This is a genomic window from Acidimicrobiia bacterium, assembly GCA_040881685.1.
Classification (GTDB): Bacteria; Actinomycetota; Acidimicrobiia; order IMCC26256; family PALSA-555; genus SHVJ01.
On record JBBECS010000027.1, the window covers coordinates 1 to 23,618 of the forward strand.

Consider the following 23,618-nt stretch of genomic DNA (forward strand, 5'->3'; position numbering starts at 1 on the left):
GAAGATCATCAGCAACGCTGTCAGCATGAGGCAGGCGACGACTGCCCCGGCAGCTATCGTGACGTGCGAAAAACGGTCGACCGGCGGGCCATTCATAAACTTACTCCTCCATGACGAACTCGAATAACAACGCGCCCGCAATGGTGAATACGACGGCAAAAACGGCCAGCAGCCGAACCCACTGCCACAGTTGTGGATCGACCTCGCCGGCTAGCACGATGCAGGTTGCTTCGGCTGCCGCCAATACGACCGGCGTCACCAACGGCAGTAGCAATAGCGCGAGCATGCCTCCGCGAAATCGCAGACCGGCCGTGAGGGCGCTCAAGAGTGTGCCGATCGACGCAAAGCAAATGCTTCCCAGTGCCGCAATCATTAGCATCGGACCTGGTCGGGCGAGAAGTGGAACGTCGGTCAGCACGATAAAGGCGGGAATGAGCACGATTTCCAAGATCACGAGCGAGATGATGTTCACCACCATCTTGGCTAAGAATATCAAGCTGGAATCCACCGGATACAGATTCAGCGCTTGCCAGCATCCGGTATCGAGTTCGTTCGCAAACGATCGTTCCAAGGCCAATGTGCCCGCAAAAAAGATAGACAACCACAACAGACCGCCGACCGTACGCGTTTTTTGCTCCAGCGGCAAATTGATTTGCGTGGCCAGCAGAAACACAAGCACCAATCCGAGCAGCAACATACCCGGCCAGGCGTTTTGCGCGCGGAGCTCCCGCGTCAGATCCTTATGGATCATCCACCACAGCGATCTGACGGATTCGCGTGCTCGCATCATGCGCTCTGCAACGAATAGATCGGAAGACACCCCGTCGGTTCGACTTCGACGATGCGACCCGCATCGAGCGATACAAGTCGATCGGCCAAATCGCGACTATCGCGGGAGTCGTGACTGACGAAGCACACGGTCTGCCCGGCGCACGGCCATTGGCGGAAGAGCTGTTCCAGCCAGTCGCGACCCTGCGCATCGAGACTCGCAAAGGGTTCGTCGAGCAGGATTAGGTGTGGCTCGTGGACCACGGCGCGGGCGATTGCCAGACGTTGCCGCAAGCCTTGTGAGAGTTGCCCCACGAGCCGATTTGCCAGTGGCTCGAGCCCGGCCGCCGCTGCCGTCAACGAAAGATGTCGCTCAGTACTTGATGGGCTTCAACGATGGAAGCTTGATGTTCGTGAAGCACTGGAACGGGACCTGGATGGTCCACTCGGTGCCATCGCTGGCGACGAGCTGACCACAGGGCGTCCCGGCCTTGAAGCCCTTCGGGTACTTCGTCGGACCGACGAAGCCGTCGATCCCATACGTCATCTTGGCCGCCGCCTTCTGGATCTTCTCGGGCGTCGGGTTCTTCCCGGCCTTCTTCAAGGCCTCGATGAACATGTCCGCCGCGAGGTATCCAGCGATGGTCGGCTGGTTGATGGCCTCGCCAGGGGCGACCGCCTCGACCGCGTCCAGGAACTCCTGAACCGCCGGCACGTCTGCCGCAGCCTCCGGCGTGGAGAACTGCGTCAGCACCGATCCACCCTCCACCAGGTTGGTGGCGAGCGGTGAGTACAGGACCGCATTCGTGGCAATGCCGTCGAACCCAGCGTCGTTGAGCGCGAGCTGGAACCCGCCCTGGAGGTTGTCCTGGGAGATGACCAGGAAGATCACGTCGGGTGGCTCACCATCGTTGGACGTCATCAGCTCGGTGACGTACGGCGAGAAGTCGCTCACGGGTGCCGGGTCGGGCGGAGGCAGCGAAGACTCGTCGTAGACGATCTCCATGCCCACGGCCTCGGCCGTCGCCACGATCACAACCTTCCCCGAACGACCGGAGTCGTTGTCTTCCGAGATGACTGCCGCGGTCTTGCCATCGGCACCCTTGGCCTCACCCTGATCCTTGAAGGCCTGGTCGATCAGGCTTCCCCACGTGTTGCTCGCAACCTTCACCGGCGGCGCGGGCGTGAGACACCCACTGAAGCCGAACGCGTACTTCGTCTCGCAGAAGCCGAGCGAGATGCCCCACCCGAAGGCGGGCACGTGCTGCTGCTCGGCGTACTCAGCCGCAGCCAGGTAGTTCGGCGAGAGGACCGGCACGAGTGCCGCCACTCCCTCCTGCTCGACCAGACGGCGAGCCTCGGCGAGGTTCGTGTCGGCGCTGTTCGCGTCGTCACCCCACCCGACGTAGCTCAGCTCGCGTCCATTGACGCCACCGTTCTGGTTCTCCTGCTCGAACCGGGCCAGCACGCCCGTCTCGCCGCCGAAGTCCTTGAACGGGAATGCCGGGCCGAGCCCGCCGACGAGAACCTCGTCGTCGGTGATGCCCCGGACGTCTTGACTCTTCACGCGTGCGTTGGCGACCCCGCTCACTCCGAGCGCGAGCCCCATCGCAGCAGTGACCGCGATCGCGGTCACCAGCTTTCTTCGCTTCACGGGGTCCCCCCTTGTGGGTTCATTGGTTTGCTTGCCTTCTCCGAGCCCTCGCCCAGGTACGCGGCGCGCACCTCGACGTTGGCCTGGATCTCTTTCGGCGTCCCGCTCGCGAGCACCCGACCGAGATCGAGCACCACGATGCGGTCGCTTTGGCGCATCACGAATCCGACGTCGTGCTCCACGAGCACGACCGCGCACGCCTCGTCCTTGCGAATCAGCTGGATGAGGTCACCCAGGCGCTCGACCTCGCCCTCTTCGAGCCCAGAGGTGGGCTCGTCGAGCATGAGCACCTTCGGCACATCGACGATGGCGCGGGCCACCTCGACCATGCGCGCCAGCCCGATCGGGAGCGCGCCCGATGGGTCTTTCGCGACCGACGTGAGCCCACATTGCTCGAGCACTTCGCCGACCCGAGCGCGCCGCGCGCGCTCGTGGCGACGCCGGGTCGGGAACGACACGAGGTCCGCCAGCATCCCTCCGCCGCCACCCCGCCACTCGACGGCAGCGAGGACGTTGTCCTCGACCGACAGCCAGCCGAAGGTCTGCACCCGCTGGAACGTCCGCCGCATGCCTCGGCGCGCCCGGGCCACGGCGCTGAGGTTGGTGACGTCCGTGCCGTCCAGCACGACGCGGCCCTGATCGGGCGCCCGGACGCCGGAGACGACGTCGAACAAGGTCGTCTTGCCCGCGCCGTTCGGTCCGATGAGGCCGAGGATCTCGCCCCGGCCGACCGTGAAGCTCACGTCGCTGAGCGCGACGATGCCCCCGAAGCGAACCGTGACGTCGTGCAAGGCCATCGCCGCGTGTGCGGATTCGGGCACGGCGAGAGACGGCGCGCGCACGCTTTCGACCGTCGCCACTGGCTCTCCCCCCTTACCCAACGGCAATCTGACGCTATATCAGATTTCGCGGGGGAATCTAGACGTCCCGGCTCGCCAATGGCGGTCGGTCCCCATCGTCATGCTGGTCGCGCTCGCTCGGCGTCGGGGCCCAACTCACTGGTCGACTCCGCAAGCTCCGTCTCCTGCGTGGCGAGCGGCGGAGCCGTCCGCCACGCGGACGCCGCCCTTCGGGTCGCTCGCCTGCTCGCGCAGCACCGGCGCGAGACGGCCGAGGAGGTCATGGATCTCGCGGGCGCAGGTCTCGAACTCGGGCAGGTCTCCCCCGGCAGGGTCGATGACGTCCTCCCACGGCTCGAGCGCGACGCCGCCGAGATCGAGCGCGGCAACTCGCTCCGGGAACGCTCCTGATGTTGGTTCGGACGACAGGTCGCGCGCGAGCCTGCGCAAGGTGCCCGTACGGCTCGCAGCTTCCGGATGCACCCGGCGCACATAGGCCACGTGCTCACCCGCCAGTCCCACGACGAGGTCGGCCGCAGCGACGTGGGCGTCTCGGAGCTGCATGCTGCGGTGCGAGGGCGCGCCGAGCTCGAGCCCTGCGAGAGCCTCTCGAGTTCGCCAGCTCATCGGCATTCCCTCGATGACGTGCGTCCCCGCCGTGGTGATCTCGAGGTCCTGGATCTCGGTGTCGGGCACGTGCGCCGAGAGGATCGCGCCGGCCATCACCGAGCGTGCGGCGTTTCCGGTGCAGAGAAAGAGGATGTGTGGCATCGCCTGCCCTGATCAGAGGTCGCCGGCGGGGATGTTCGCCTTGGCGGTCGGCACCTTCTTGCCCGCGTGCACCACAAACGCTCCCTCTTCGTAGCGCACCACATCACGACGGATCCACGTGGGACAGCAGTTGGCGTCGGACTTCTTGTAGATGGGCATCCATGTGACGAGGGTCCCCTTCTTGATCCTCGCGGTGCCCTTGTAGAGCTGCGCGTGTGCCAACACTTCGACGGCGCCTGACTCGTCGAGGCCCACGATGTCGAGATCGAGGATCTGTCCCGTGCCCTCCGATCGATACCCCAACACGAGCTCCGGTTCGTCGTCTCCGGTTAGGTCACCGACGGCGTGAGTCACGTCCGCGTAGAGCAGAGATAATTCGTCGTTCTCAAGATCCGTTGGCGTAGTGAGCGCGAGCCCCATCGCACGACCATCCTCGGTGATGCGATGGATGCGAATCGCCCAATTTCGCGACACCAACACCTCATCGATGGGCAGGCTCGCATGGATCTGTACGAACAAGCTCACGTCCGTTCCTTCGACCAAGAAGCACCGACTCCTCTCGTCCCGTTCAATGTCAGCGCAATCTGGAACTGGCATCGAATCCGTGAACGCCTCCGACAGAGGGATCAGGACGGTGTCCTCCGTCGTCCAGCGCTCGATCCGACGTGGTGCAGCGGACGCCGGGCCGATCGCGCTCAGCGCGAAGACCATGACCAGTGCCGCAACGCGCATGCAGGTTCGGGTGATCATGCCGTAGGCGTGCAGAGGGTCTGGACCTCGCTGGGACGTTGGCGGTTCGCCGAGCACAACACGGTCAGCACACCGTCGGCCGTGGATCCGTCCTCGAACACCACGTGGAACGTGGCGTCGAAGCCGTTCAGATCGGCGCGCAGCTTCCCGCTGAGCTCGAAGCTGGCCACCGCCGCGCCCGGCACATCGGCGGCGGTGAGAACAACGGAGTTGTTCGGGTCGATGATCCCGGTCACCTTGCCGAACGCCTTCGTCTCCGTGACGATCGCGCCGGTCGGATCACCGAGCTGGATCGTCGCTTTGATCTGGCGGACCTCCTTCGCCCCGCCGCCGAACACGTCGCCGTCGAAGTCGGAGGTGGCTTCGATGCTGCCGCCGACAGGATCAACTCGCAGCAACAAGGTGGTCGTGCCGTCGGTCCCGAAGGTCGTGTTCGTGAACGTTCCCTCGTAGTAGCCGTCGTACTGCTGCGCGAGCGCGACGACGGGGTTGGAAGACCGAGGAACGACCGTGGTCGGCACCGGCACGGTGGTGGACGTCGTCGACGTGGACGTGGACGAAGTTGTCTGCGATGTCTGCTTCTTCTTCTCGCCGCCGCCGCCACCCAACGCCACGGCGGCCACGCCGACCACGAGGACGACACCGGCTGCTCCGGCACCCATCGCAACACGGCGTCGGTGCAAGGCTCGACGTCGCTCCGCACGCCCAACGGGGGGAAGCGTCATGCGTTCGAGGCTACCGGCCGGTCGATCGCGGACCTCGACACCACCGTCCGTATGCTTGGTCCATGCCCGTCGACGTGCGCCGAGCCGCCGAGCGCTTCCACACGCAGCTCGATTGGCTCGACTCGTGGCACTCGTTCAGCTTTGGCGGTCACTACGACCCGGACAACACAAACCATGGACTGCTCCTGGTCAACAACGACGACCGCATCACGGGCGGCGGCGGCTTCGGCCCGCATCCGCATTCCGACATGGAGATCGTGACGTGGGTGCTCAGCGGTGAGCTCGAGCACCGCGACAGCATCGGCACGCACGGCGTGATCTATCCGGGCCTCGCGCAGCGGATGAGCGCCGGACGCGGCATCCGTCATTCCGAGATCAACGCCAGTCCCACCAACGAGGTGCATCTCGTGCAGATGTGGGTGCTGCCCGACACGCGCGGCGTCGAGCCGAGCTACGAGCAGCGCGACCTCGGGGATTCGCTGACCGACGGCGGCCTCGTTCCCGTGGCGTCGGGGCGAGGTCACGAGGGTGCAGTGTCGCTGCACCAGCATGATGCCGCGCTCTGGGTGGCGCGACTCCGCGCGGGCGGGGAGGCCAAGGTCCCCGACGCCCCGCATGCGCACGTGTTCGTGGCGACCGGCAGCACCGACCTCGACGGTGTCGGTGGGCTCGACACCGGCGATGCCGCCCGACTGAGCGAAGCAGGAGCGCTCGGCCTCACGGCGGGCGACGACGGTGCGGAAGTGCTCGTGTGGGAGACCGCCTAGTCCCCCTCGTCTACGTCGGTCCAGCCTTGACCGTCGACGTAACGCCGGATCACTCGCGCCGGGTTCCCCACCGCCACGCACCGATCCGGGAGGTCCGAGGTCACGACCGATGCCGCTCCCACCACGACGTGCGCGCCGATCGAAACGCCCGGCAGCACGACGGCACCGTGCCCGAGCCACGAGCCGTCACCGATAGACACCGGACGCGACGGCGCGAACTGTCGCCCGATCGGCGTGTCGACATCCTCATATCCGTGGTTGGCGTCAGTCACGTAGACGTTGTGACCGGTGTACACGTGATCACCGATCACCACGCGCTCGTGCGCGACGACCGCGGTGCCTTTGCCGATCAGCGAATGACTGCCGATCGTCAGCACTTCCACCGCGCCGAGTTCGTGCGCGGGTGACACGCCTGCCGAGAGGCTCGCGTAGGGACCCACGATGGTTCCCTCGCCGATGCGGATGTAGCGCTCGCCGAACAGCGCGGTGACGGGAAAGCAGATCGCGCTCCCCGCGCCGAAACCCAGGAAGCGCTTGGCTCGCTTCGTGTGCGAGCGGATGGCGCCGCGTTCGATCACGTTGTCCCAGACGCGCTGAATGAGCCGACCCCGAAAACGGGTGATCACTCCGGCGGGCCGACGACGACGACCTGATCCCGCGGGCCGAGCGTCACCGTCATCGACTTCGCAGGATTCATCACGACTCGAGGTCCGCCTTCCTCACTCTGCGCCGTGCGGTAGCCCAGCGCGACCTCACCTCGAGCACGCGCGGCAGCCACGATGCGCGCGAACGAGACCGCGCCGTTCTGGCGCACGTACCACGATGCCGGCTTGAGCCCGATCGCCGAGCCCTCGGCATCAAAGAGGTCGGTGAAGACCGGTTCGAGCGCAGGGTTCTCCGAGAGCTGCGTGAGCATGTAGCTGGACAGTGCGTCGCTCACGACGAAGTCGTCGGCGCCCGTCGCCTGGGCGAGCTCCACGTCGCCGGCGTCGAGGAGCTCGGTGACGATTCGGCAGCGGCTCCCGTCGACCGCCGACTCACGGAGCGCTCGGCGCAAGAGCAGCAGCGTGAGCAGGGTGCGGGCGTCGGCTTCGGACGCGGTGAGGCCGTCGCGGTATCCGAGGATGATGACGTGGTCGAACGACCGCCCGCTGACGGTGTCCGTGAGCTCGTCGAGATCCGCGCGCTCGGCCTCGAACCGCACGCGGAGGCGTTGCACCGGCACGTCATGAAGCTGTTCGGGCGGGACCAGGTCGGGATCGACGAGCACATCTACCGCCGAGCGCGGCGGCACGAACTGGTCGAGCTCGGCCAGCACCGCAGGACCCAGCCAGTTCCAACCGACGACGAGGAGCTGCTCGGGCCCGCTCTCCGACGGGCCGAGCGTCACATCGCCGGCTACCTCGTCACGCAAGCCGGTGAACCTCACCTTGTCATCGTCTTCCGCGAGCGCGATCACCTCGTCGCCGTCGGTGAAGACCGTGTCCATCGGTGGATTGACCGCAACGGAGCCGTCGGCTCGTCGCACACCGATCACGCACGACTCCTCGTAGGCGAGGAGGCTGTCACCGAAGGTGCGACCGACGAGGGGCGCAGCAGACTCGAAGTACAGCTCGTCGCCGTCGAAGTCCAGGAGGTCCTGACACACCGCGCTCAGCCCGGCTTGGCGGCAGGCCTGGGCGGTGATACGCGCGATCACGTCAGTGGCGCGCACGGTGAGCACACGGCCGCCGCTCGCTTCCTGGAGCGCGCGTGCCGTCTCGGTATCGTTGACTTCGGCAACGATCGGAGTCCGCTGAGCCTCGTCGATCGAGTGGAGCACGGCGAGCACCGCCTTCACCACGACCCCGTCACCCTCGGAGTTGGAATCACCGAGGACGATCACCGACCGCGCTTCAGCGACGTTCGTGATCTTGAGATCGTTCAGGCTCGACGGGCTCCCGGTGCGGACCACGATGCGGGTGCCGCGCAGGTCGTCGATCCGCGACGCGAGGTCCTCTTCCATCTCCTGTTTGTCCCGGTCGGCCAGCACCACGATCGCCGGCCGCTTCTGGTTCTCGTTGGCGACGCACAGCTCCGAGACCACGGTGTAGATCCGGGGCGAGAAGCCGAGGACGAGCGTGTGCCCGCTCTCGATGACGGCGCTGCGCCCGCGTCGCATGAGCTCGATCCGCTGCTCGATACCACTTGCGATGAGGCCGATGAGGACCGCCGCGATCGAGATGCCGATCAGCGTGACGATCAACATCACGATCCGAAGGAACCAGCCGTTGTCTCCCGAGAAGGTTCCCGGATCGAGGATACGGAGCAGGCTCTGCCAGAACGCCTCGCCGAGATCGGTGTTCTCCTCGTTGATTGCGGTGCCGGTGATGGCCAGCACGAAGGCGGCGAAGAAGACGAGACCGAATGTCAGCAGCGCCAGGTAGCCGATGACCGGCAGCGTGCCGCGGGCGATCGTGTTGTCGAATCGGTACCTGGCCTTCTGTCCGACCGACCACCGCATCGGCTTCACGTCGGCAGACTATGCGGGGGTTGTCCGCGTACGCCCCTCTGCGAGAGGATGAGCGCGCATGGCAACGACGGCTGGCGTCAGCACGAAGGCCTCGATCAGCCCCAAGCTGTTCGGTCTGTTCGTCGCAGGGGGCGCGGTCTCGGTGCTGCTGGGCGTCTACGCCCACGCACACGACCCAGTGGCCAACAAGCTTCCATACGACTTCATCTTCAGTGGCACGATCCAAATGAAGGCGTGGTTCGCCAGTCTCGCGGTGCTGCTCGCGGTAGTGCAGGTGCTCCTCGCCCTTCGGCTCTACGGCAAGGTGCACTGGCCGACGCGGATGCCACCGTGGCTCGGTGACGTGCACCGGATCACCGGCACACTCGCGTTCTTGGTGACCCTACCCGTCGCCTACCAGTGCCTCTGGTCGCTGGGCTTCCAATCGGGTACCACTCGGGTGCTGATCCACTCCATCTTCGGGTGCATCTTCTACGGAGCGTTCGTGACCAAGGTGCTGGCGGTCCGAGTTCGCGGGCTCCCGAACTGGATGCTCCCGATCGCCGGCGGCCTGGTGTTTGCGGCGCTGGTTGTCCTCTTCCTCACGAGCAGTCTCTGGTTCTTCACCTCGGGCGACGCGCCGAGGCCGGTGTTCTGATGTTCCTCAAGCGCGTCGTCACCGTGGTGGAAATGCTTGCGCTCGCCGCGACGCTCTTGTTCGTCGTGATGCTGTTCGGCAACGAGGAGGGTGGAACGCTGTCCCCGGGGGCGGCGATCTACGACGCCAACTGTGCGAGCTGCCACGGAGGCGATGGCGGCGGCGGACTGGGACCAACGCTCGCGGGCACGGTGACGAAGACCTTCCCCGATATCGAGGACCAGATCGCGTTCGTTGGCGCCGGTGAAGGGGCGATGCCCGGGTTCGACGGCGAGCTGAGCGACGAACAGATCAGCCAGGTCGTCGAGTACACGCGCACGCTCGAGGGGTAGACGATGCCCGGCGCGGCGTCCGTTCGCATCGGGTTCCTGTACGACTTTCCCCAGGGCGACGGCGGCGCGGCCATGGAGACCGCGTTCCGGCTCGGTTTCAACGAGGTGGCAGCGTCGGGCCGCGTGGATCGGGAGGTCGAGCTCGTCCCGAACCACGCGCGCGGGCTGCCGGCAGGGACCGAGCACGACGTGGTCACGGCGTTCATGGAGCTCGAGAGCTCCGGGTGCATCCTCGTCGTCGGCCCGTCCATCAGCGACAACGGCTTGATCACCGCGCCGCTGTTCGACGAGTTCGGTCTGCCGAGCATCAACTACACCGGCGGCGAGCGCACGCGCGGCGTGTTCGGCTTCCACTACCAAGTCGGGTCCCTCGAGGAGGAGCCGGCGGTGCTCGCCGCGCGGCTGGCACAGCGTGGGCTCACCCGCCCGGCGGTCGTGCACGACCAGTCACCCGTCGGGAAGCGGTACGCCGAGTGCTTCGACGATGCGCGCGGAGCACTCGGCCTCGAGACCGCGGGCAGCACCGCCATCTCGGCGATGGCCGAGGATCTCTCCGGGCCGATCGCACAGCTGCGCGAGCTCGGACCCGACTCGCTCGTGTATTTGGGCCTCGGCATGTCGTCACGGGCGGTAGCGCTCGCGCTCCAAGCCTCGAGCTGGGACGTGCCGGTCGTCGCGAACAGCGCGTTGATGTTCGGCTACGCGCGGCCCGACTGGCGCGACGGATATCGCGGCTGGGAGTACCTCGACGCGATCGCGGATGACAATGTGATGCGGGCACGCCTTCGCGAACAGGACGCGGCCATCGCGGCCGGGCCGGTCTCGTGTGCGATGTACGACATCGGCCGCCTGGTGGGCGAGGCGCTGGCACGGGCCGAGCACCTCACCCGCGACGGCCTCCGTGAGGCGCTCGAACGGGTGAAGCAGCTCCCGGCAACCTGCGGGCGGGAGGGCACGACGATGAGCTTCGGCGTGTGGGATCACGCGGCGCTCAAGGGCGAGTACCTCGTGTTGCGCGAATGGCGCGACGGCAAGACGGTGCAGGTCGACGTCGACTGACTGATGTCGAGCGCGGCGCCGGAGGCGCTCGCCAGCGAGCGAACGGTCTGGAAGATGCACGGTGCAGACCCGCAGGAGCTCGGCCAGGGAGCGAGCGAGGCAAGATGAGCGGTCCGATCCGGGTCAGCGAGGACCCACCGTTCGCCGAAGGACCGGTCTGGTGCTCCGCGGCCGGCGAATCGCGTGCGTCGGTGGTGTGCACGAGCGTGTCGGAGGGCGCGCTGTTCCGCGTGGATGTCGCCACCGGCTCGTGCGAGCGCCTCGTCGAGACGGGCGGCGGCCCGAATGGCGCGGCACCGTGCGCTGATGGTGGGTTCCTCGTCACTCAGAACGGGGGGCTCGACTTCGAGGCCGTCGGCATGTTCGAGGATCCGCCTCCGTACCGGCCGACGCGCTCCGGCCTGCAACGCGCGTTCCCCGACGGGTCGGTCGGCTACCTCACACCGGATCGCATGCAAGCGCCGAACGATCTCGTCGTCGCCCCCGACGGAACGGTCTTCTTCACCGATCCTCCGCCGTACCCACTTCCCGAGGATGCGCGCGGCCGTCTGTGGGCGTACGGGCGCGACGGCACGCTCGACCTCGTCGCCGACGGTCTCTGGTACCCCAACGGCATCGGGATCGAGCCCGACGGGTCACTCGTGATCGTCGAGAACGGCTTGATGGGGCGCCCGCACTTCGGCCTCGTGCGCGTCCACGGCGATGGCACTCTCGACCGCTTCGTGGACCAGACCGGCGACGGGCTCTGCCTCGACGCGGACGGCCGCCTCTACGTGGCCGGTGGGATCCACGGGGTCACGGTCCTGGAACCTGACGGCACCGTGGTCGAGGTGCTGCGGCTTCCAGAACATGGCGTGACGACGAACTGCTGCTTCGGAGGCTACGACGGCCGCACCCTGTACGCCACCGACGCCGTGCCCGGCGGGGTGTGGGCGTGGGAGGCAATGCCCACGCCGGGCCTCGCCCTCACGCCGTGGCCGGGGCCCGCCTGATCGGGCCTGTCACACCCCGATGGTCCACTGGTTCTGGGCCCGGAAGCGCCGGGTCATGGACACGGGAGGACCGATGAAGGACCACAGCACCATCACCCCACTGCCTCTCGCCCCAGCGGTGCGCTTCGAGCCGTGCCTGGCGTTCCACGCCGACCTGCTCGTCGACCTCGGCGTGTGCGCCGGGTGCGGGTGGCCGACCGACGACCACGACGCGCCGGCGCAAGCTGCGTGAGGGTTACGCCGACTTGCGGCTCCGCTTGCGGGGCTTCGCTTGCTTCTCGGCGGCGGGTGGAAGCTCGTCCTCTTCTTCGTCGCCACTGGCAGGCGTCGCGGCGCCACCGCGTCCCCGGGCGAGGCTGGCTTCGAGCGCGGCCATGAGGTCGACGACCTTGCCCTTCTCCTCGACCATTGGCTCCGCAACCACTTCCCTACCTGCGGCCTTCGCCTCGATCAGTGAGAGCAGCTCCTCGCGGTACCCGTCCTCGTACTTGGTTGGGTCGAAGTCGGCCGAGAGCGTCTCGACGAGCTGCTTGGCGATCTCAAGCTCGCGCTCCGAGGGCTCCGCGGCTTCCTCCTCGGGCAACACGCCGTCGATCGGGTTGATCTCGTCGGCGTAGCGCATGGTCTCGAGGCACAGGATCCCGTCGAGCGCGCGGATCGCCACGAGGCTCTCCTTGGAACGCATCACGACCCGACCGATCGCGACCTTGCGCAGCTGGGTCATCGCCTCCACGAGGAGCCGGTACGCCTTCGCCGCCTCAGGATCGGGCGACAGGTAGTACGGGTTCTCGAAGAAGATGGGATCGATCTGGTCGAGGTCGACGAAGTCCTCGATCTGGATGGTGCGGCTGGCTTTCGGAGCGAGCGCCTTCAGGTCGTCGTCACCCACCACGACGTACTGGCCCGGGGAGACCTCGTACCCCTTCACGATCCGCTCCTGCGGGACCTCTTCTCCGGTCGCGTCCGAGACCTTGCGGTAGCGGATGCGGGCGTTCGTCCCGTCCTCGAGCTGGTTGAACCGCACGTCGCGGTTCTTGGTCGCCGACAGGACCTTCACGGGCACGTTCACGAGCCCGAACCCGATGTTCCCGCTCCAGATCGCACTGGGCACCGTCTGACCTCCTTCACCTTCGACAAGCTCGAGCTCGCTCGACCCCGATGCGGAGCGAGCGCCCGTGGGCCGGGTATCCCGGCCCCCAGCGAGCGACGCCGGCTTGTAGGTTCGCAGAGCGTGGCCGAGCCGTCCAAGACCGTGACCGAGGTCGACGGCCGCCGGCTCACCCTGTCGAACCTCGACAAGGTGATGTACCCGGCCACGGGCCTCACGAAAGCCGGGGTCGTCGACTACTACGCCCGGATCGCCCCCGCCATGGTGCCGCACCTCCGCCGGCGGGCCGTCACCATGGTGCGCTGGCCCGATGGGGTGGATGGCCAGTCGTTCTTCGAGAAGCGCTGCCCGCCCCATGCGCCCGACTGGGTCACGACCGCACCGGTGGACTCCGATCTCGTCGCCTGCGTGGTCGACGACGTCGCCACCTTGGTGTGGATGGCCAACCTGGCCGCGCTCGAGCTCCACACTCTCCAGGCGACGGTCGACGACCCGGGTCACCCCACGTCGCTGGTCCTCGACCTCGACCCCGGACCACCGGCCGGCGTGCTCGACTGCTGCCGGGTTGCCCTGGACTTGCGCGGGCTGTTCGACCAGCTCGGGCTGGTGTCCGTCGTGAAGACCTCGGGGGGCAAGGGGCTCCACCTCGCGCTGCCGGTGCGTGGCGCGACTGCCGATGACACCAAGACATTCGCCCGCGCGCTCGGGGAAGTGCTCGCCTCCCAGGACCCGAAGCGCGTGACTGTCGTGATGGCGCGGGAGCAGCGGCGCGGCAAGGTGTTCGTTGACTGGAGTCAGAACGACCGCCACAAGACGACCGTGTGCGCGTACTCGTTGCGAGCCCGAGAGCGACCGTTTGTGTCGGCACCGATCTCATGGGACGAGGTGGTGAGCGCGTTCGACGCCGACGATCCGACCGGGCTCGACTTCGACACGGCGTCGGTGCTCGATCGCGTCTCGTCGTTGGGTGATCTCTACGAGCCCAACCTCGGCGCCGACCAGGAGCTGCCCACATTGGGCGCGCTGTAGCGTTCCGTGATGGATCTTGCGGGCAAGGTCGCGATCGTCACCGGCGCGTCACGCGGCGTTGGCGCTGCGACCGCGGTGGCCCTCGCGACCGCGGGCGCTCGTGTGGCGTGCGCGGCCCGCGCCACCGATGACACGCCGTTACCGCTGCCCGGCACCGTCGACGAGACGGTGCGACACATCACCAATGCCGGCGGCGAGGCGATCGCGGTGCCGACGAACCTCGCCGTCGTCGAGGACGTCGAACAGATGGTGACCACAACCATCGACACGTGGGGGCGCGTCGACGTGCTCGTGAACAACGCTGCGATCACGTTTCCCGGAGATCTCGAGCTTCCGATCAAGCGCCACGACCTCATCTTTGCGGTCAACACGCGTGCACCGCTCGTTGCGATCCACGAAGTCGTCCACTCGATGCGCGAGCACGGGGGCGGTGCCATCGTGAACGTGTCATCGCTCGCCGGGTTGAACTTCATTCCGGGTCTCATGGCCTACGGCATGTCGAAGATCGCGCTCGAGCACCTCACGATCTCGGTGGCCGCTCAGCTCGCGCCCGACGGCATCGCCGTGAACACGTTCCGAATCGATGTGCCCGTCGCGTCCGAGGGCTTCGTGGCCAACGCGCCCGAGCTCGATCACTCCGACTGGGAACCCAGCGAGGTGGCGGCCGAGGGCATCGTGTGGATGCTCGAGCAGCCACCGTCGTACACCGGCCGCAACGAGAGCATGGCCCGCCTGCGCGAAGAGCACGGAATCATGAAGTCGCGCGTGGGGCGCGCACACAGCCAGGCGATGGGTTTTCTCACGGAGAACCCGATGCACCTCCCCGGTCCAGCGACGCAGTAGCTGGCGGTCCGCCACTGAGCCTGCGGCGCGTGCTCATCTGGTTACGTGCCTGAAGAACCCCGCCGGCCGCGTGACGGGCAACGGGCGCGCGTCTACCGCGCTGAGATGCCGATGCCGTCGAGTCCGTTACCCGGCCTCGACGCGTGCGCGGGCTTCGCCGACCGCGTGGTGGGCACGCTGTGGTGGCATTCGCGCTTTCCCGATCACACGCTCGACAAGATGCCGCGCTTCCGCCCCGGCAACGGCGCGCGCCAGGCGTTCTTCCGGGAGGAAGACGACGGTGGGTGCTCGATCACGCTTCCCCGCCGGTATCGAACCAAGGGAATCGTGCTGCACGAGCTCGCCCACTGGGCCCTGAACGATCACCACCACCTCGCTCCCCACGGTCGCGCCTTTACCCGCCTGCTCCTCGACGCGACGCTCGAGTTCTGCGGACCTGATCGAGCCACCGCGCTGGCGACGTCATACGAAGAGCACCGGGTCCAGGTTGGTCATCCGCCGCAGCTCACCGTGGATGGCCATCTCGAGTACGGCTGGGACGAGCGCGCCCTCCAATAGACGCCGCCGGTAGCCTCCCGTCGTGCACGAAGGGAGTCGGCGCGCCATCGCCGCGGCGTTCGTCGCGAACCTCGGGATCGCGATCGCCAAGTTCGTGGCGTTCCTCGCGACCGGCGCCGCGTCCATGCTCGCCGAGTCGATTCACTCGTTGGCGGACACGGGAAACCAGGGACTGCTGTTCCTCGGCGGCCGACGGGCGAGTCGCGCGCCGAGCAAAACCCATCAGTTCGGCTACGGGCGCGAGCGCTACTTCTGGGCATTCGTCGTGGCGCTCGTGCTCTTCTCGCTCGGGTCGATGTTCGCCTTGTACGAAGGAATCGCCAAGCTCGTCCATCCCCACGAGATCAAGTCGCCGGAATGGGCCTTTGGCGTGCTTGGCATCGCGATCGTCCTCGAGAGCTTCTCGCTGCGAACCGCCGTGCACGAGGCGGCCAAAGTGCGCGGGGACCGCACCTGGTGGAAGTTCATCCGGACGTCGAAGAGCCCCGAGCTGCCCGTGGTCCTGCTCGAGGATGTGGGCGCGTTGGTCGGCCTCGTCTTTGCCCTGGTCGGTGTCGCCACTGCCACCGTCACGGACGAACCCGCATTCGATGCGGTGGGGAGCATCGCGATCGGCCTGCTGCTCGGCGTCATCGCGATCGTCCTCGCGATCGAGATGAAGAGCCTCTTGATCGGCGAGTCGGCGTCGCCCGAGGAGCAGGCCGTCATTCGCGAGGCCATCGAAGGAAGCCCCGACGTCGATCGGCTGATCCATCTGCGCACCGAGCACCTGGGCCCGGAGGACCTGCTGATCGCAGCCAAGGTCGACCTGTCACCCGAGGGCAACGAGGGCACCGCGCAAGCCGTCGACCGGGTCGAGGCACGCATCCGGACCGTCGCACCCCACGCGAAGGTCATCTACCTCGAGCCCGACGAGTTCCGAGGCGAGACCGAAGCGTATTGAGGAGAGCACGATGACTGACGACGTGACGCGAGCGACGATCGAAGTGGTCGAGCGCTTCAACGAGGCATTCAACCGGCACGATGTCGACGCGGTGATGGCGCTCATGACCGAGGACGCCGTGTTCGAGAGCACCAGCCCACCCGACGGCGAGCGTCATGAGGGCACCGAAGCGGTGCGTGCAGCTTGGAACGCGTTCTTCGCCGCGTCGCCCGACGCGCGCTTCGAGGGCGAAGACGTCATCGCCATCGGCGACCGCTGCGTCGTGTGCTGGCGCTACACCTGGACCGATGGCGGCATTGGCCAGCACATCCGAGGCGTCGACGTCCTGCGCGTCCGCGACGGCAAGGTGGCCGAGAAGCTCGCCTACGTAAAGGGCTGAAGCACACTCTTGCGTCGCTGTCCCGGAACTATTCCGGCGCAGCGACGCAAGACTGGTCAGTCCAGGCGGCGGAGCTCGGCCTTGTAGCGGCGGCCGTTCTCGACGTAGCCCTTGGCGAGTCCCGCGATCATCGCGGGGTCGACCACATCGAGGCGCAGCTTCGCCGGGACTCCCATCGCCATCGCGCGCGCCGGCACCTCCATCCCGTTGGGCACGAACGCACTGGCGGCCACGAGCGCACCCGACCGCACGATGGCGCGGTGGAGCACGACTGAGTTGGAGCCCACGAGCGCGCCGTCCTCGACCACGCAGCACTCCAGGTGCGCGAGGTGACCGACCACGCAGTCGTCACCCACGATCGTCGGTAGCTCGCGGGTGCAGTGCACGACGGTTCCGTCCTGGATCGAGGTACGGGCCCCGATGTGAATCTCGCCGTAGTCACCGCGCAGCACGGTCTGGGCCCAGATCGTCGACTCCAAGCCGATCGTGACGTTCCCGATCACGGTGGCGTCGGGGTGCACGAACGCGTCGGCATGGATGGTGGGCTCGACATCACCCAGGGCGTAGATCGGCACGCCGACGACCGTACCCCGAGCAGTCGGTAGCCAATTTGCCCGCTCTCGTCGCTGTGCGACGGGCCGCTCCCCTCCACCTCGGCGACCGGCTCCCTGCGCCGCAGGGTACCTGCGGCGCGGTCGGTAGCCTCGATGCCGTGCTCGACACCTCAGCGATCGACACCCATGCCGAGGTCATCGCGCGTGACGGGTACACGATCATCGAAGGTGCGATCGAGCCTGACCTCGTCGACGCGCTCAACGACGACCTGGTGCAGCTCGAACGCGACTACCGCGTCGAACCGTCCGACAACAGCTTCGAAGGTGCGCACACCGTCCGCATCTACAACCTCCTCGCGTTCGGCAAGCTCTACGAGGCGATCCCGGTGCACGAGCACGTGCTGCCGGTCGTCGAGCGCGTGCTGGACCCGGGATGCCTCGTGTCGTCGCTGTCCTCGATCAGCATCGATCCCGGCGAGACCGCGCAGCCGATCCATGCCGACGACCAGCTCATCCCGCTCGATAAGCCCCACGCACCGACGGTGTGCAACTCGATGTGGGCCCTCACCGACTTCACCGAGGCCAACGGCGCCACGCGCATCATCCCCGGCACGCACCTCGCCGACGCGTCACCCGACTACGGCGCGCCCTACGACAGCATCGCCGCGGAGATGCCCAAGGGCAGCGTGCTCGTCTGGCACGGCAGCCTCTGGCACGGTGGTGGCGCCAACACGACCGACGAACGTCGAGTGGGCATCGCCATGAACTATTGCGCCGGGTGGATCCGCCAGCAGGAGAACCAGCAGCTGGGGATCCCACGCGAGACCGCGGCCACCTTCTCGCCACGGCTGCGCCAGCTGTGCGGCTACGGCATCTACAGCGGCTTGATGGGCCACATCAACAAGCGAGACCCCGTCGAGCTGCTGGGAGACGCGCCACCCGACGACCCGATGATCTGGGAGCAGATCTAGCTACATCACCACCGCGCCGCCGTCGACGGCCAGCGCGTGGCCGACCATGAACGACGCCGCGTCGGACAACAGCCAGACCATGGCCTCGGCGATCTCTTCGGGACGCGCGAGACGACCGATCGGGGCGGACTGCTCCATCGCCTTCTCGATTACCGGGTCACCCCCCATGAAGCCCTCAAGCATCGGCGTGCGAGTGCTGCCCGGACACACCGCGTTCACCCGCACGCCAGCCTTCACGTACTCGAGCGCGGCCGCACGCGTGAGGCCGATCACGCCGTGCTTGCTCGCCACGTACCCGGGCAGCCCGGCGAAGCCGATCAACCCAGCACCCGACGACGTGTTCACGATCGCCCCGCCGCCTTGCTCGACCATCTGCGGGATCTCGTGCTTGAGGCACAGGAACACCCCCGTCAGGTTGAGCGCGATGACTCCGTTCCACTGCTCGAGCGTGTAGTCCGCGGTCGGTGCAGACGGTCCCGTCGTGCCGGCGTTGTTGATCGCGGCGTCGAGGCGGCCCCACGTGTCCACGGCTGCGGCGACCGCTGCGGCCACCTGGTCCTCCTGCGTCACGTCGGTGCGAACGAAGCGCGCCTCGGACCCAGCGGCCTCGCACTGGCCCGCGGTCGCCTCACCCCCGGCCTCGTCGACGTCGGCGACCATCACCCTGGCGCCCCGGCCCGCCAGGATCCGGGCGGCGGCCTGGCCCAGCCCCGATCCACCCCCGGTCACCAGCGCCACCCGCCCGTCGAAGTCCTTCACCCTGTGCTCCGCTCCCACTCCGCTACTTCCGCTCCGCGCCATCCGCTCCGTTCGCTCCGCACGTCCGGGCCCGGTTGGATCGGCTGATCGGCAGCCGCAGGCGGGACCATATCGGGGGCGAGAACGAGCCTTCAGGAAGCGTCGTTCCAGGCCGATACGCGGGCATGGCCAGGACTGCCGATCGCGCCCAAAACGCCGGGATGGCCTCCAAGGAGGTCGGTCGTCAGCTCCGGCACGTGCGGCGGAAGCAAGGTCTCTCGCGAAGCGAGGTGGCCCGTTCTGCCGGTCTGACGCGGCGCGAGCTGGCGGCGTACGAGCGCGGGCGGACGGACGTCCCCGAGAGCGACCTCTGGTGCTTGGCCGGATCGTGCGGCGTGGACGTCGCCGAGCTGCTCCCGAACCGCGCGCCGGTGAAGGTCAGCTCTGATCTGAGCCTCCTCGCCATCGGCGACAGCATCCGGTATCTGCGCAACCCCACCGACGACGACGAGATGCTGCGCGAGTACCTCGCGATGATCTACGAGCTGCGCAACTTGCCGCCGGGAAGCCGCATCCCACTGCGCGAGCGCGATCTCATGGCGCTGGCTGACGCACTCGGGGGAACTCCCGAGCGAATCGAGGCTCGCCTCATCGAATTGATCGGCATGTCGCACGAGGAAGCCTCCCGACTCCGCGTGATGATCCTGCCGGCGAACGCACTTCCCGCGCCGGGCGAGCAGATCGATCCGTACGCGAACGTCAACAACCCTGAGAACGGCCCCGGGGATGCTGCCGTCGTGGACTTCTTCTCCACGCCGCGTTCGGCGGACGTCTTCGAGCCCCCTCCCCCGCCTGGTGCGCTGCCGTCGACGAACGGCTGGAGCGACGCGTTCGACACTCCTACTGGCTTCGGCGGTTCTCCGATCGCGCCGTACGCGCCCTCATCGCCCGACGTCGTCTTCGAGTCGTTCGACCCCGCAATCGGCCCGTTGGTCGATGCGCCCCTGCAGCAATCGCCAGAGGATCCCTTCGGGGCGCCGATGCCGTCCGTTTCGTATGCACCCGAGCCGCAACCCGAAGCGGATGGCGGAGCGCCGCCGCTCGGTTTCTCGGATGCGCCGCTTGCTCCGGTGTGGCCCGCGGCTCCCCTCGCCGATGCAACGACCTTCGACGCGCCGATCACCGACTGGGTTGTGGATGCGCCACCGGTCCCACCCTTTGACGGGGCTGATCACTCTTTCGGTGCGGAACCGGGTGCGTCCGCGTTCCCGCAAGGTCTGCTCGTGGAGCCACCGGTCGAGGACTGGGCCGACGCCGAGCCGCTGCCGCGACGCCAACCACTGACCGGCCCCGCGACCGAGTCCTTCGATGCCGCGGTTTCGCTACCGCCCACGGCGCCTGCGCCTACCGCGCCGCTGCCAGTGTACGAGTCTCTCGACCCGGCGGCGGCAGCTGCTCTGGTCGCTCCGGTCGCACCGCTGGAGATCGTCACGCCACCCGCGCCACCGGCACCGCCCGCACCGCCGATCGCCTACGTCGTGCCGGAAGCACTCGCGCCCGCGCCCCCCGAGGCGCTCGCGGAGCCCGAGCCGTTCGTGATCCCCGAGCCCCCCGCCGGACCGACACCCGCGGCCCCGCCGATCGCTTGGGTCGCACACGAGCAGCCCGCGACCGTTAGTGAGACGAACGGTGGCTTCCATCGGGCCGGCTCGAACTGGCGAATCGGTGGCATCTTCCCTGCCACTGCGACCGCCGACGACGGCGCGCTCGCTCTGCGCCGCGCCGATGCACGGTGGGCGTTGGCCGACATCGACGCGCCCGGTGACTTCACTGCCGAGGCAACGGTCGACTTCAGCGCCGGCGCCGGTTTCGGCGTGCTCTTCCGCGCCTCGGTCGACGAGAGCGACCGCGTCAGCGGCTACTCGTTCGACATCGACCCGATTGCCGGTGGCGGTGGGTACCTCGTGCGCCAATGGGAGGACAACCGCCAGCACTGGCAGCCCATCGCTCAAGCCAGCGTGACCGACCCCACCCTCCTCTTCGGACGGCACACGGTCTCGGTGACGCTGCGCGCCGACCAGCTCACCGTTATCGTCGACAACGAAGCGGTGCTCTCGGTGCCCGCGCTGAGCCGCCGCTCGATCGAGCTCGGCCGTCCGCCGTGTCGGGGCACTCGGGTGGGCGTGCAGGCGTGGGCGACGACCGAGGTCACGATCGACTCGTTCCTCGTCGCGCGGTACTAGCGCCCACTTTTGCCCGCCCAAACTGCGGCGCTGCGCGCCGCTCGAGCGGGCTGTTCACAAAGACCTGTCATCCGAGCTCGACCCTCGCCGACACCCGCACCTCGCGGTCGCACGTCAGCCAGCAGCTGATCTGCCCGGGCGCGACGTCGGTCACGAGCTCGAGCTGGTCGTCGGGGTCGATGGGTGCTCGGTACTCGATCTCTGCACCCACGATGCGACTACCGGCCGCGACACGCGCGATCTCCTCTTCGATCGCCTGCCATGACGCCGCGTTGTTCACATGCGCGAGCACGTCGAAGTCAGCCCGGCGAAGCGGCCATGCCCGGCGCTCCGCACCTGCGGGCGGTGGGACGTGCTGGAGCCGACCGCTCACCTTCCGGTCGTTGGCCGCCACCGCGTAGAACTGCCGGAACCACTCCTCGAGCGGCGCCGGGCGACCCGTCTCGTCGATGTACACCCAGAGCGCCACGGCTTCGACCGAGATGCGATCACCGACGAACACCGTGGTTCGCCGTTCGGCCCATCGGCTCCCAGTACCGCTGCAGAACGTGACCAGCCGGACGTCCTCGCGAAACTGCGGCAGCTCACCTACGCGTAGGACGACGCGCCGGAGAACCCATGCGCCGGGAATGCCGACCTCGTCGACGTCATCGGCCGCGATGTCTTGCAGGTAGGCCGCGAGTGCGTCGAGGCGCAGCCGACCCGAGGCGGTGACGTCACCCAAGCGGACTCGTCGAGTGCCGTCGACCGCGCGACCACCCGGCGGGCATTCGACGAACTCGACGTCACCCACTCAACCGCTCGACTGCGTGCCGACCTTGAGCTCGCGGAACGGCGTGCTCTTGTCTGGGCCGGGCTCCTTGGGGAGCCCGAGCACGCGCTCACCGATGATGTTCTTCTGGATCTCGTCGCTGCCGCCGTAGATCGAGGGCGCGGGCGCGAACAACACCAGCTCCTGGATTACGCCGCCGCCTGTCGTCCCGTCGCCCATGAGCATCGCTTCGGGTCCGAGGATTGCCGGCCCGAGGTCTCGGACCAGTCGGCAGATCCGGCTCATCAGGAGCTTGGCGGTGTTGGCTTCGGGCCCTGGCCCGCGCCCCGCCGCGACCGACGCCTTGATCCGCAGCGCGGTCATCCGGCCGACTTCGGTGAGGGTGTAGAGCTCGACGAGGCACTGACGGACGATCGGATCGTCGGTGTGTCCGACCTTGTCGGCGATCGTGCGCAGGAGCTCGAACGCCCGACCGAAGTTGGCGGGTTGCACACCGCTGCGCGACGTCCGCTCGGCGAGGTCGCCGACGCGCACTTCGAGCGCGCCGGCCTTCTTCCCGGGGAACGCGGCACCATCCGCGCCCCCGCCCCCGGTTCCAAGACCGGCTCGCTCGTTCGCCAACGTGGTGTTGGCCACCAGCCAGCCGTTGTTCAGCCCTCCGATGACTGCGTCATCGTGCACGCGCGCGTCGTCGAAGAACACCTCGCTGAACAACGCTCGGCCGGTCATCTCGCGCAGCGGCCGAACATCCACACCGGTCTGGTTCATGTCGAACGCAAAATACGTGATGCCTTTGTGCTTGGGCGCGTCGGGGTCGGTGCGCGCGACGAGCATCCCGAGCTCGGCCACCTGCCCGCCCGACGTCCAGACCTTCTGACCGTTGACAACCCACTCGTCGCCGTCGCGCTCGGCTCTCGTCTGCAGACTGGCGAGGTCGGAACCCGCGCCCGGCTCGCTGAACAGCTGGCACCAGCCCTCTTGGCCCGTGACGATCGGACGCAGGTAGCGTTCCTTCTGCTCGTCGGTGCCGTGGATGAGGATCGTCGGGCCGGCGAGCAGCATCCCGAGGCCCGACGGCCCGCCGACCGCGCCCGCAGCCCGCATCTCGTCGTTGACGACCGCGATCGCGTCGCGTCCGAGGCCCTTGCCGAACCACTCTTCGGGCCACGTCGGCGCGGCCCAGCCCGATTCGCCCAGCCGCTCCCACCACTCTGCGACGGTGAGGTCGGGATCCCACGCATCCGCCAGGAACGCCCGAACCTCGGCGCGCACGTCGCGGTCCACCGTGGTCGTCATGAATCGAGGAGCTCGAAGACCTTCTCGGGTGGCCGACAGATCATGGCGCGGTCGCCCTTGAACACAACCGGGCGCTGCATGAGCTCGGGGTGCTCGAGCAGCACCTCGATGACGGCCTCGCGGTCTTCGTACGCACCCGCGTCGAGCCCGAGCTCCTCGAACCTCTTGTCGTGGCGCACGAGCACCGACGGCGGGTCGGGGATCGCATCGAGGATGCGCTCGAGCAGCGCCCGATCGGGCGGCTCGTGGAGGTACTCGATCACTTCGACGTCGGCGTTGCGGTCGTCGAGCAGGTCGAGTGTGCCTCGGGAGTTGGAGCACACAGGGTTGTGGTACACGGTGATCACCGCCATAGGCGTCAGGCTACCGTGGAGTAAC

27 protein-coding genes are annotated in these 23,618 nt (G+C 67.6%); 13 read left to right on the forward strand and 14 right to left on the reverse strand.

The genetic code is table 11. The features are described 5' to 3' along the window. Nucleotides 1-100: 100 nt before the first annotated feature. The 6 genes from WEE69_06420 to WEE69_06445 all read right to left on the reverse strand — a co-directional run bounded on the left by WEE69_06420 (nucleotide 101) and on the right by WEE69_06445 (nucleotide 5,507). Entirely contained in the window at nucleotides 101-751 is a 651-nt protein-coding gene (locus WEE69_06420) for a heme exporter protein CcmB (GenBank protein MEX1144920.1), read from the reverse strand. 390 nt (nucleotides 752-1,141) lie between these two features. Further along, entirely contained in the window at nucleotides 1,142-2,422 is a 1,281-nt protein-coding gene (locus WEE69_06425; GenBank protein MEX1144921.1) for an ABC transporter substrate-binding protein, read from the reverse strand. Then, entirely contained in the window at nucleotides 2,419-3,219 is an 801-nt protein-coding gene (locus WEE69_06430; protein ID MEX1144922.1) for an ABC transporter ATP-binding protein, read from the reverse strand. The genes WEE69_06425 and WEE69_06430 overlap by 4 nt, the downstream gene beginning before the upstream one ends. 198 nt (nucleotides 3,220-3,417) lie before the next feature. Beyond that, complete coding sequence (locus WEE69_06435; protein MEX1144923.1) at nucleotides 3,418-4,032, reverse strand: hypothetical protein; 615 nt, start codon at nucleotides 4,030-4,032, stop codon at nucleotides 3,418-3,420. A 12-nt stretch (nucleotides 4,033-4,044) separates the two neighbouring features. Then, nucleotides 4,045-4,557 (reverse strand): hypothetical protein, encoded by a 513-nt coding sequence (locus tag WEE69_06440; GenBank protein ID MEX1144924.1) that lies wholly within the window; start codon nucleotides 4,555-4,557, stop codon nucleotides 4,045-4,047. 221 nt (nucleotides 4,558-4,778) lie between these two features. Then, a complete protein-coding gene (locus tag WEE69_06445) occupies nucleotides 4,779-5,507 on the reverse strand; it encodes a hypothetical protein (GenBank protein MEX1144925.1) in 729 nt (242 codons plus the stop codon). 62 nt (nucleotides 5,508-5,569) lie between these two features. On the opposite strand from WEE69_06445, the gene WEE69_06450 reads away from it, so the two are divergent. Further along, nucleotides 5,570-6,274, forward strand: a complete 705-nt coding sequence (locus tag WEE69_06450) for a pirin family protein (GenBank protein ID MEX1144926.1) — start codon at nucleotides 5,570-5,572, stop codon at nucleotides 6,272-6,274. On the opposite strand, the gene WEE69_06455 is transcribed toward WEE69_06450, so the two are convergent. Then, nucleotides 6,271-6,900, reverse strand: a complete 630-nt coding sequence (locus tag WEE69_06455; GenBank protein MEX1144927.1) for an acyltransferase — start codon at nucleotides 6,898-6,900, stop codon at nucleotides 6,271-6,273. The genes WEE69_06450 and WEE69_06455 overlap by 4 nt on opposite strands. Beyond that, nucleotides 6,897-8,777 (reverse strand): potassium transporter TrkA, encoded by a 1,881-nt coding sequence (locus tag WEE69_06460; GenBank protein MEX1144928.1) that lies wholly within the window; start codon nucleotides 8,775-8,777, stop codon nucleotides 6,897-6,899. The genes WEE69_06455 and WEE69_06460 overlap by 4 nt, the downstream gene beginning before the upstream one ends. Before the next feature lie 67 nt (nucleotides 8,778-8,844). On the opposite strand from WEE69_06460, the gene WEE69_06465 reads away from it, so the two are divergent. The 5 genes from WEE69_06465 (at nucleotide 8,845) to WEE69_06485 (ending at nucleotide 12,038) form a co-directional block, all read left to right on the forward strand. Further along, on the forward strand, nucleotides 8,845-9,423 hold the full coding sequence (locus WEE69_06465; GenBank protein MEX1144929.1) for a DUF6529 family protein: 579 nt from the start codon (nucleotides 8,845-8,847) through the stop codon (nucleotides 9,421-9,423). Continuing rightward, nucleotides 9,423-9,755: a cytochrome c gene (locus WEE69_06470; GenBank protein ID MEX1144930.1), complete on the forward strand. Its 333-nt coding sequence runs from the start codon at nucleotides 9,423-9,425 to the stop codon at nucleotides 9,753-9,755. The genes WEE69_06465 and WEE69_06470 overlap by 1 nt, the downstream gene beginning before the upstream one ends. A 3-nt stretch (nucleotides 9,756-9,758) precedes the next feature. Continuing rightward, nucleotides 9,759-10,814, forward strand: a complete 1,056-nt coding sequence (locus WEE69_06475; GenBank protein ID MEX1144931.1) for an ABC transporter substrate-binding protein — start codon at nucleotides 9,759-9,761, stop codon at nucleotides 10,812-10,814. 104 nt (nucleotides 10,815-10,918) lie between these two features. Further along, complete coding sequence (locus WEE69_06480; GenBank protein MEX1144932.1) at nucleotides 10,919-11,806, forward strand: SMP-30/gluconolactonase/LRE family protein; 888 nt, start codon at nucleotides 10,919-10,921, stop codon at nucleotides 11,804-11,806. Between the two features lie 73 nt (nucleotides 11,807-11,879). Next, nucleotides 11,880-12,038 (forward strand): hypothetical protein, encoded by a 159-nt coding sequence (locus WEE69_06485; GenBank protein ID MEX1144933.1) that lies wholly within the window; start codon nucleotides 11,880-11,882, stop codon nucleotides 12,036-12,038. A 3-nt stretch (nucleotides 12,039-12,041) separates the two neighbouring features. Here WEE69_06485 and WEE69_06490 read toward each other — a convergent pair whose 3' ends face one another. After that, nucleotides 12,042-12,917: a Ku protein gene (locus tag WEE69_06490; protein MEX1144934.1), complete on the reverse strand. Its 876-nt coding sequence runs from the start codon at nucleotides 12,915-12,917 to the stop codon at nucleotides 12,042-12,044. Between the two features lie 120 nt (nucleotides 12,918-13,037). On the opposite strand from WEE69_06490, the gene ligD reads away from it, so the two are divergent. Genes ligD through WEE69_06515 form a run of 5 tightly spaced genes read left to right on the forward strand, consistent with a single transcriptional unit; the run spans nucleotide 13,038 to nucleotide 16,666 of the window. Continuing rightward, nucleotides 13,038-13,943, forward strand: a complete 906-nt coding sequence (gene ligD / locus WEE69_06495; protein MEX1144935.1) for a non-homologous end-joining DNA ligase — start codon at nucleotides 13,038-13,040, stop codon at nucleotides 13,941-13,943. A 9-nt stretch (nucleotides 13,944-13,952) separates the two neighbouring features. Then, nucleotides 13,953-14,786, forward strand: a complete 834-nt coding sequence (locus tag WEE69_06500; GenBank protein MEX1144936.1) for an SDR family NAD(P)-dependent oxidoreductase — start codon at nucleotides 13,953-13,955, stop codon at nucleotides 14,784-14,786. Between the two features lie 45 nt (nucleotides 14,787-14,831). Then, nucleotides 14,832-15,344 (forward strand): hypothetical protein, encoded by a 513-nt coding sequence (locus tag WEE69_06505; protein ID MEX1144937.1) that lies wholly within the window; start codon nucleotides 14,832-14,834, stop codon nucleotides 15,342-15,344. 22 nt (nucleotides 15,345-15,366) lie between these two features. Further along, nucleotides 15,367-16,287: a cation diffusion facilitator family transporter gene (locus WEE69_06510; protein MEX1144938.1), complete on the forward strand. Its 921-nt coding sequence runs from the start codon at nucleotides 15,367-15,369 to the stop codon at nucleotides 16,285-16,287. A 10-nt stretch (nucleotides 16,288-16,297) separates the two neighbouring features. Then, entirely contained in the window at nucleotides 16,298-16,666 is a 369-nt protein-coding gene (locus WEE69_06515; protein ID MEX1144939.1) for a nuclear transport factor 2 family protein, read from the forward strand. Between the two features lie 56 nt (nucleotides 16,667-16,722). On the opposite strand, the gene WEE69_06520 is transcribed toward WEE69_06515, so the two are convergent. Beyond that, nucleotides 16,723-17,241 (reverse strand): gamma carbonic anhydrase family protein, encoded by a 519-nt coding sequence (locus tag WEE69_06520; protein MEX1144940.1) that lies wholly within the window; start codon nucleotides 17,239-17,241, stop codon nucleotides 16,723-16,725. Between the two features lie 137 nt (nucleotides 17,242-17,378). Between WEE69_06520 and WEE69_06525 the strand changes: the two genes are divergently transcribed. Beyond that, the gene (locus tag WEE69_06525; protein ID MEX1144941.1) at nucleotides 17,379-18,191 is read left to right on the forward strand and encodes a phytanoyl-CoA dioxygenase family protein; all 813 of its coding nucleotides are present in this window, start codon (nucleotides 17,379-17,381) and stop codon (nucleotides 18,189-18,191) included. Here WEE69_06525 and WEE69_06530 read toward each other — a convergent pair whose 3' ends face one another. After that, nucleotides 18,192-18,950 (reverse strand): glucose 1-dehydrogenase, encoded by a 759-nt coding sequence (locus WEE69_06530; GenBank protein MEX1144942.1) that lies wholly within the window; start codon nucleotides 18,948-18,950, stop codon nucleotides 18,192-18,194. It lies immediately after the preceding gene. A gap of 200 nt (nucleotides 18,951-19,150) precedes the next feature. Between WEE69_06530 and WEE69_06535 the strand changes: the two genes are divergently transcribed. Further along, a complete protein-coding gene (locus WEE69_06535; protein MEX1144943.1) occupies nucleotides 19,151-21,172 on the forward strand; it encodes a helix-turn-helix domain-containing protein in 2,022 nt (673 codons plus the stop codon). Between the two features lie 67 nt (nucleotides 21,173-21,239). Here the strand turns inward: WEE69_06535 and WEE69_06540 are convergent, their stop codons facing one another. The 3 genes from WEE69_06540 to arsC form a co-directional block, all read right to left on the reverse strand. After that, nucleotides 21,240-21,965: an acyl-ACP thioesterase domain-containing protein gene (locus tag WEE69_06540; protein MEX1144944.1), complete on the reverse strand. Its 726-nt coding sequence runs from the start codon at nucleotides 21,963-21,965 to the stop codon at nucleotides 21,240-21,242. Next, a complete protein-coding gene (locus WEE69_06545) occupies nucleotides 21,966-23,240 on the reverse strand; it encodes an acyl-CoA dehydrogenase family protein (protein MEX1144945.1) in 1,275 nt (424 codons plus the stop codon). It abuts the gene before it with no gap. Beyond that, nucleotides 23,237-23,618: arsenate reductase (glutaredoxin) (gene arsC, locus WEE69_06550; GenBank protein MEX1144946.1), on the reverse strand; the 382-nt coding region annotated here is incomplete at its 5' end. The genes WEE69_06545 and arsC, both read right to left, overlap by 4 nt.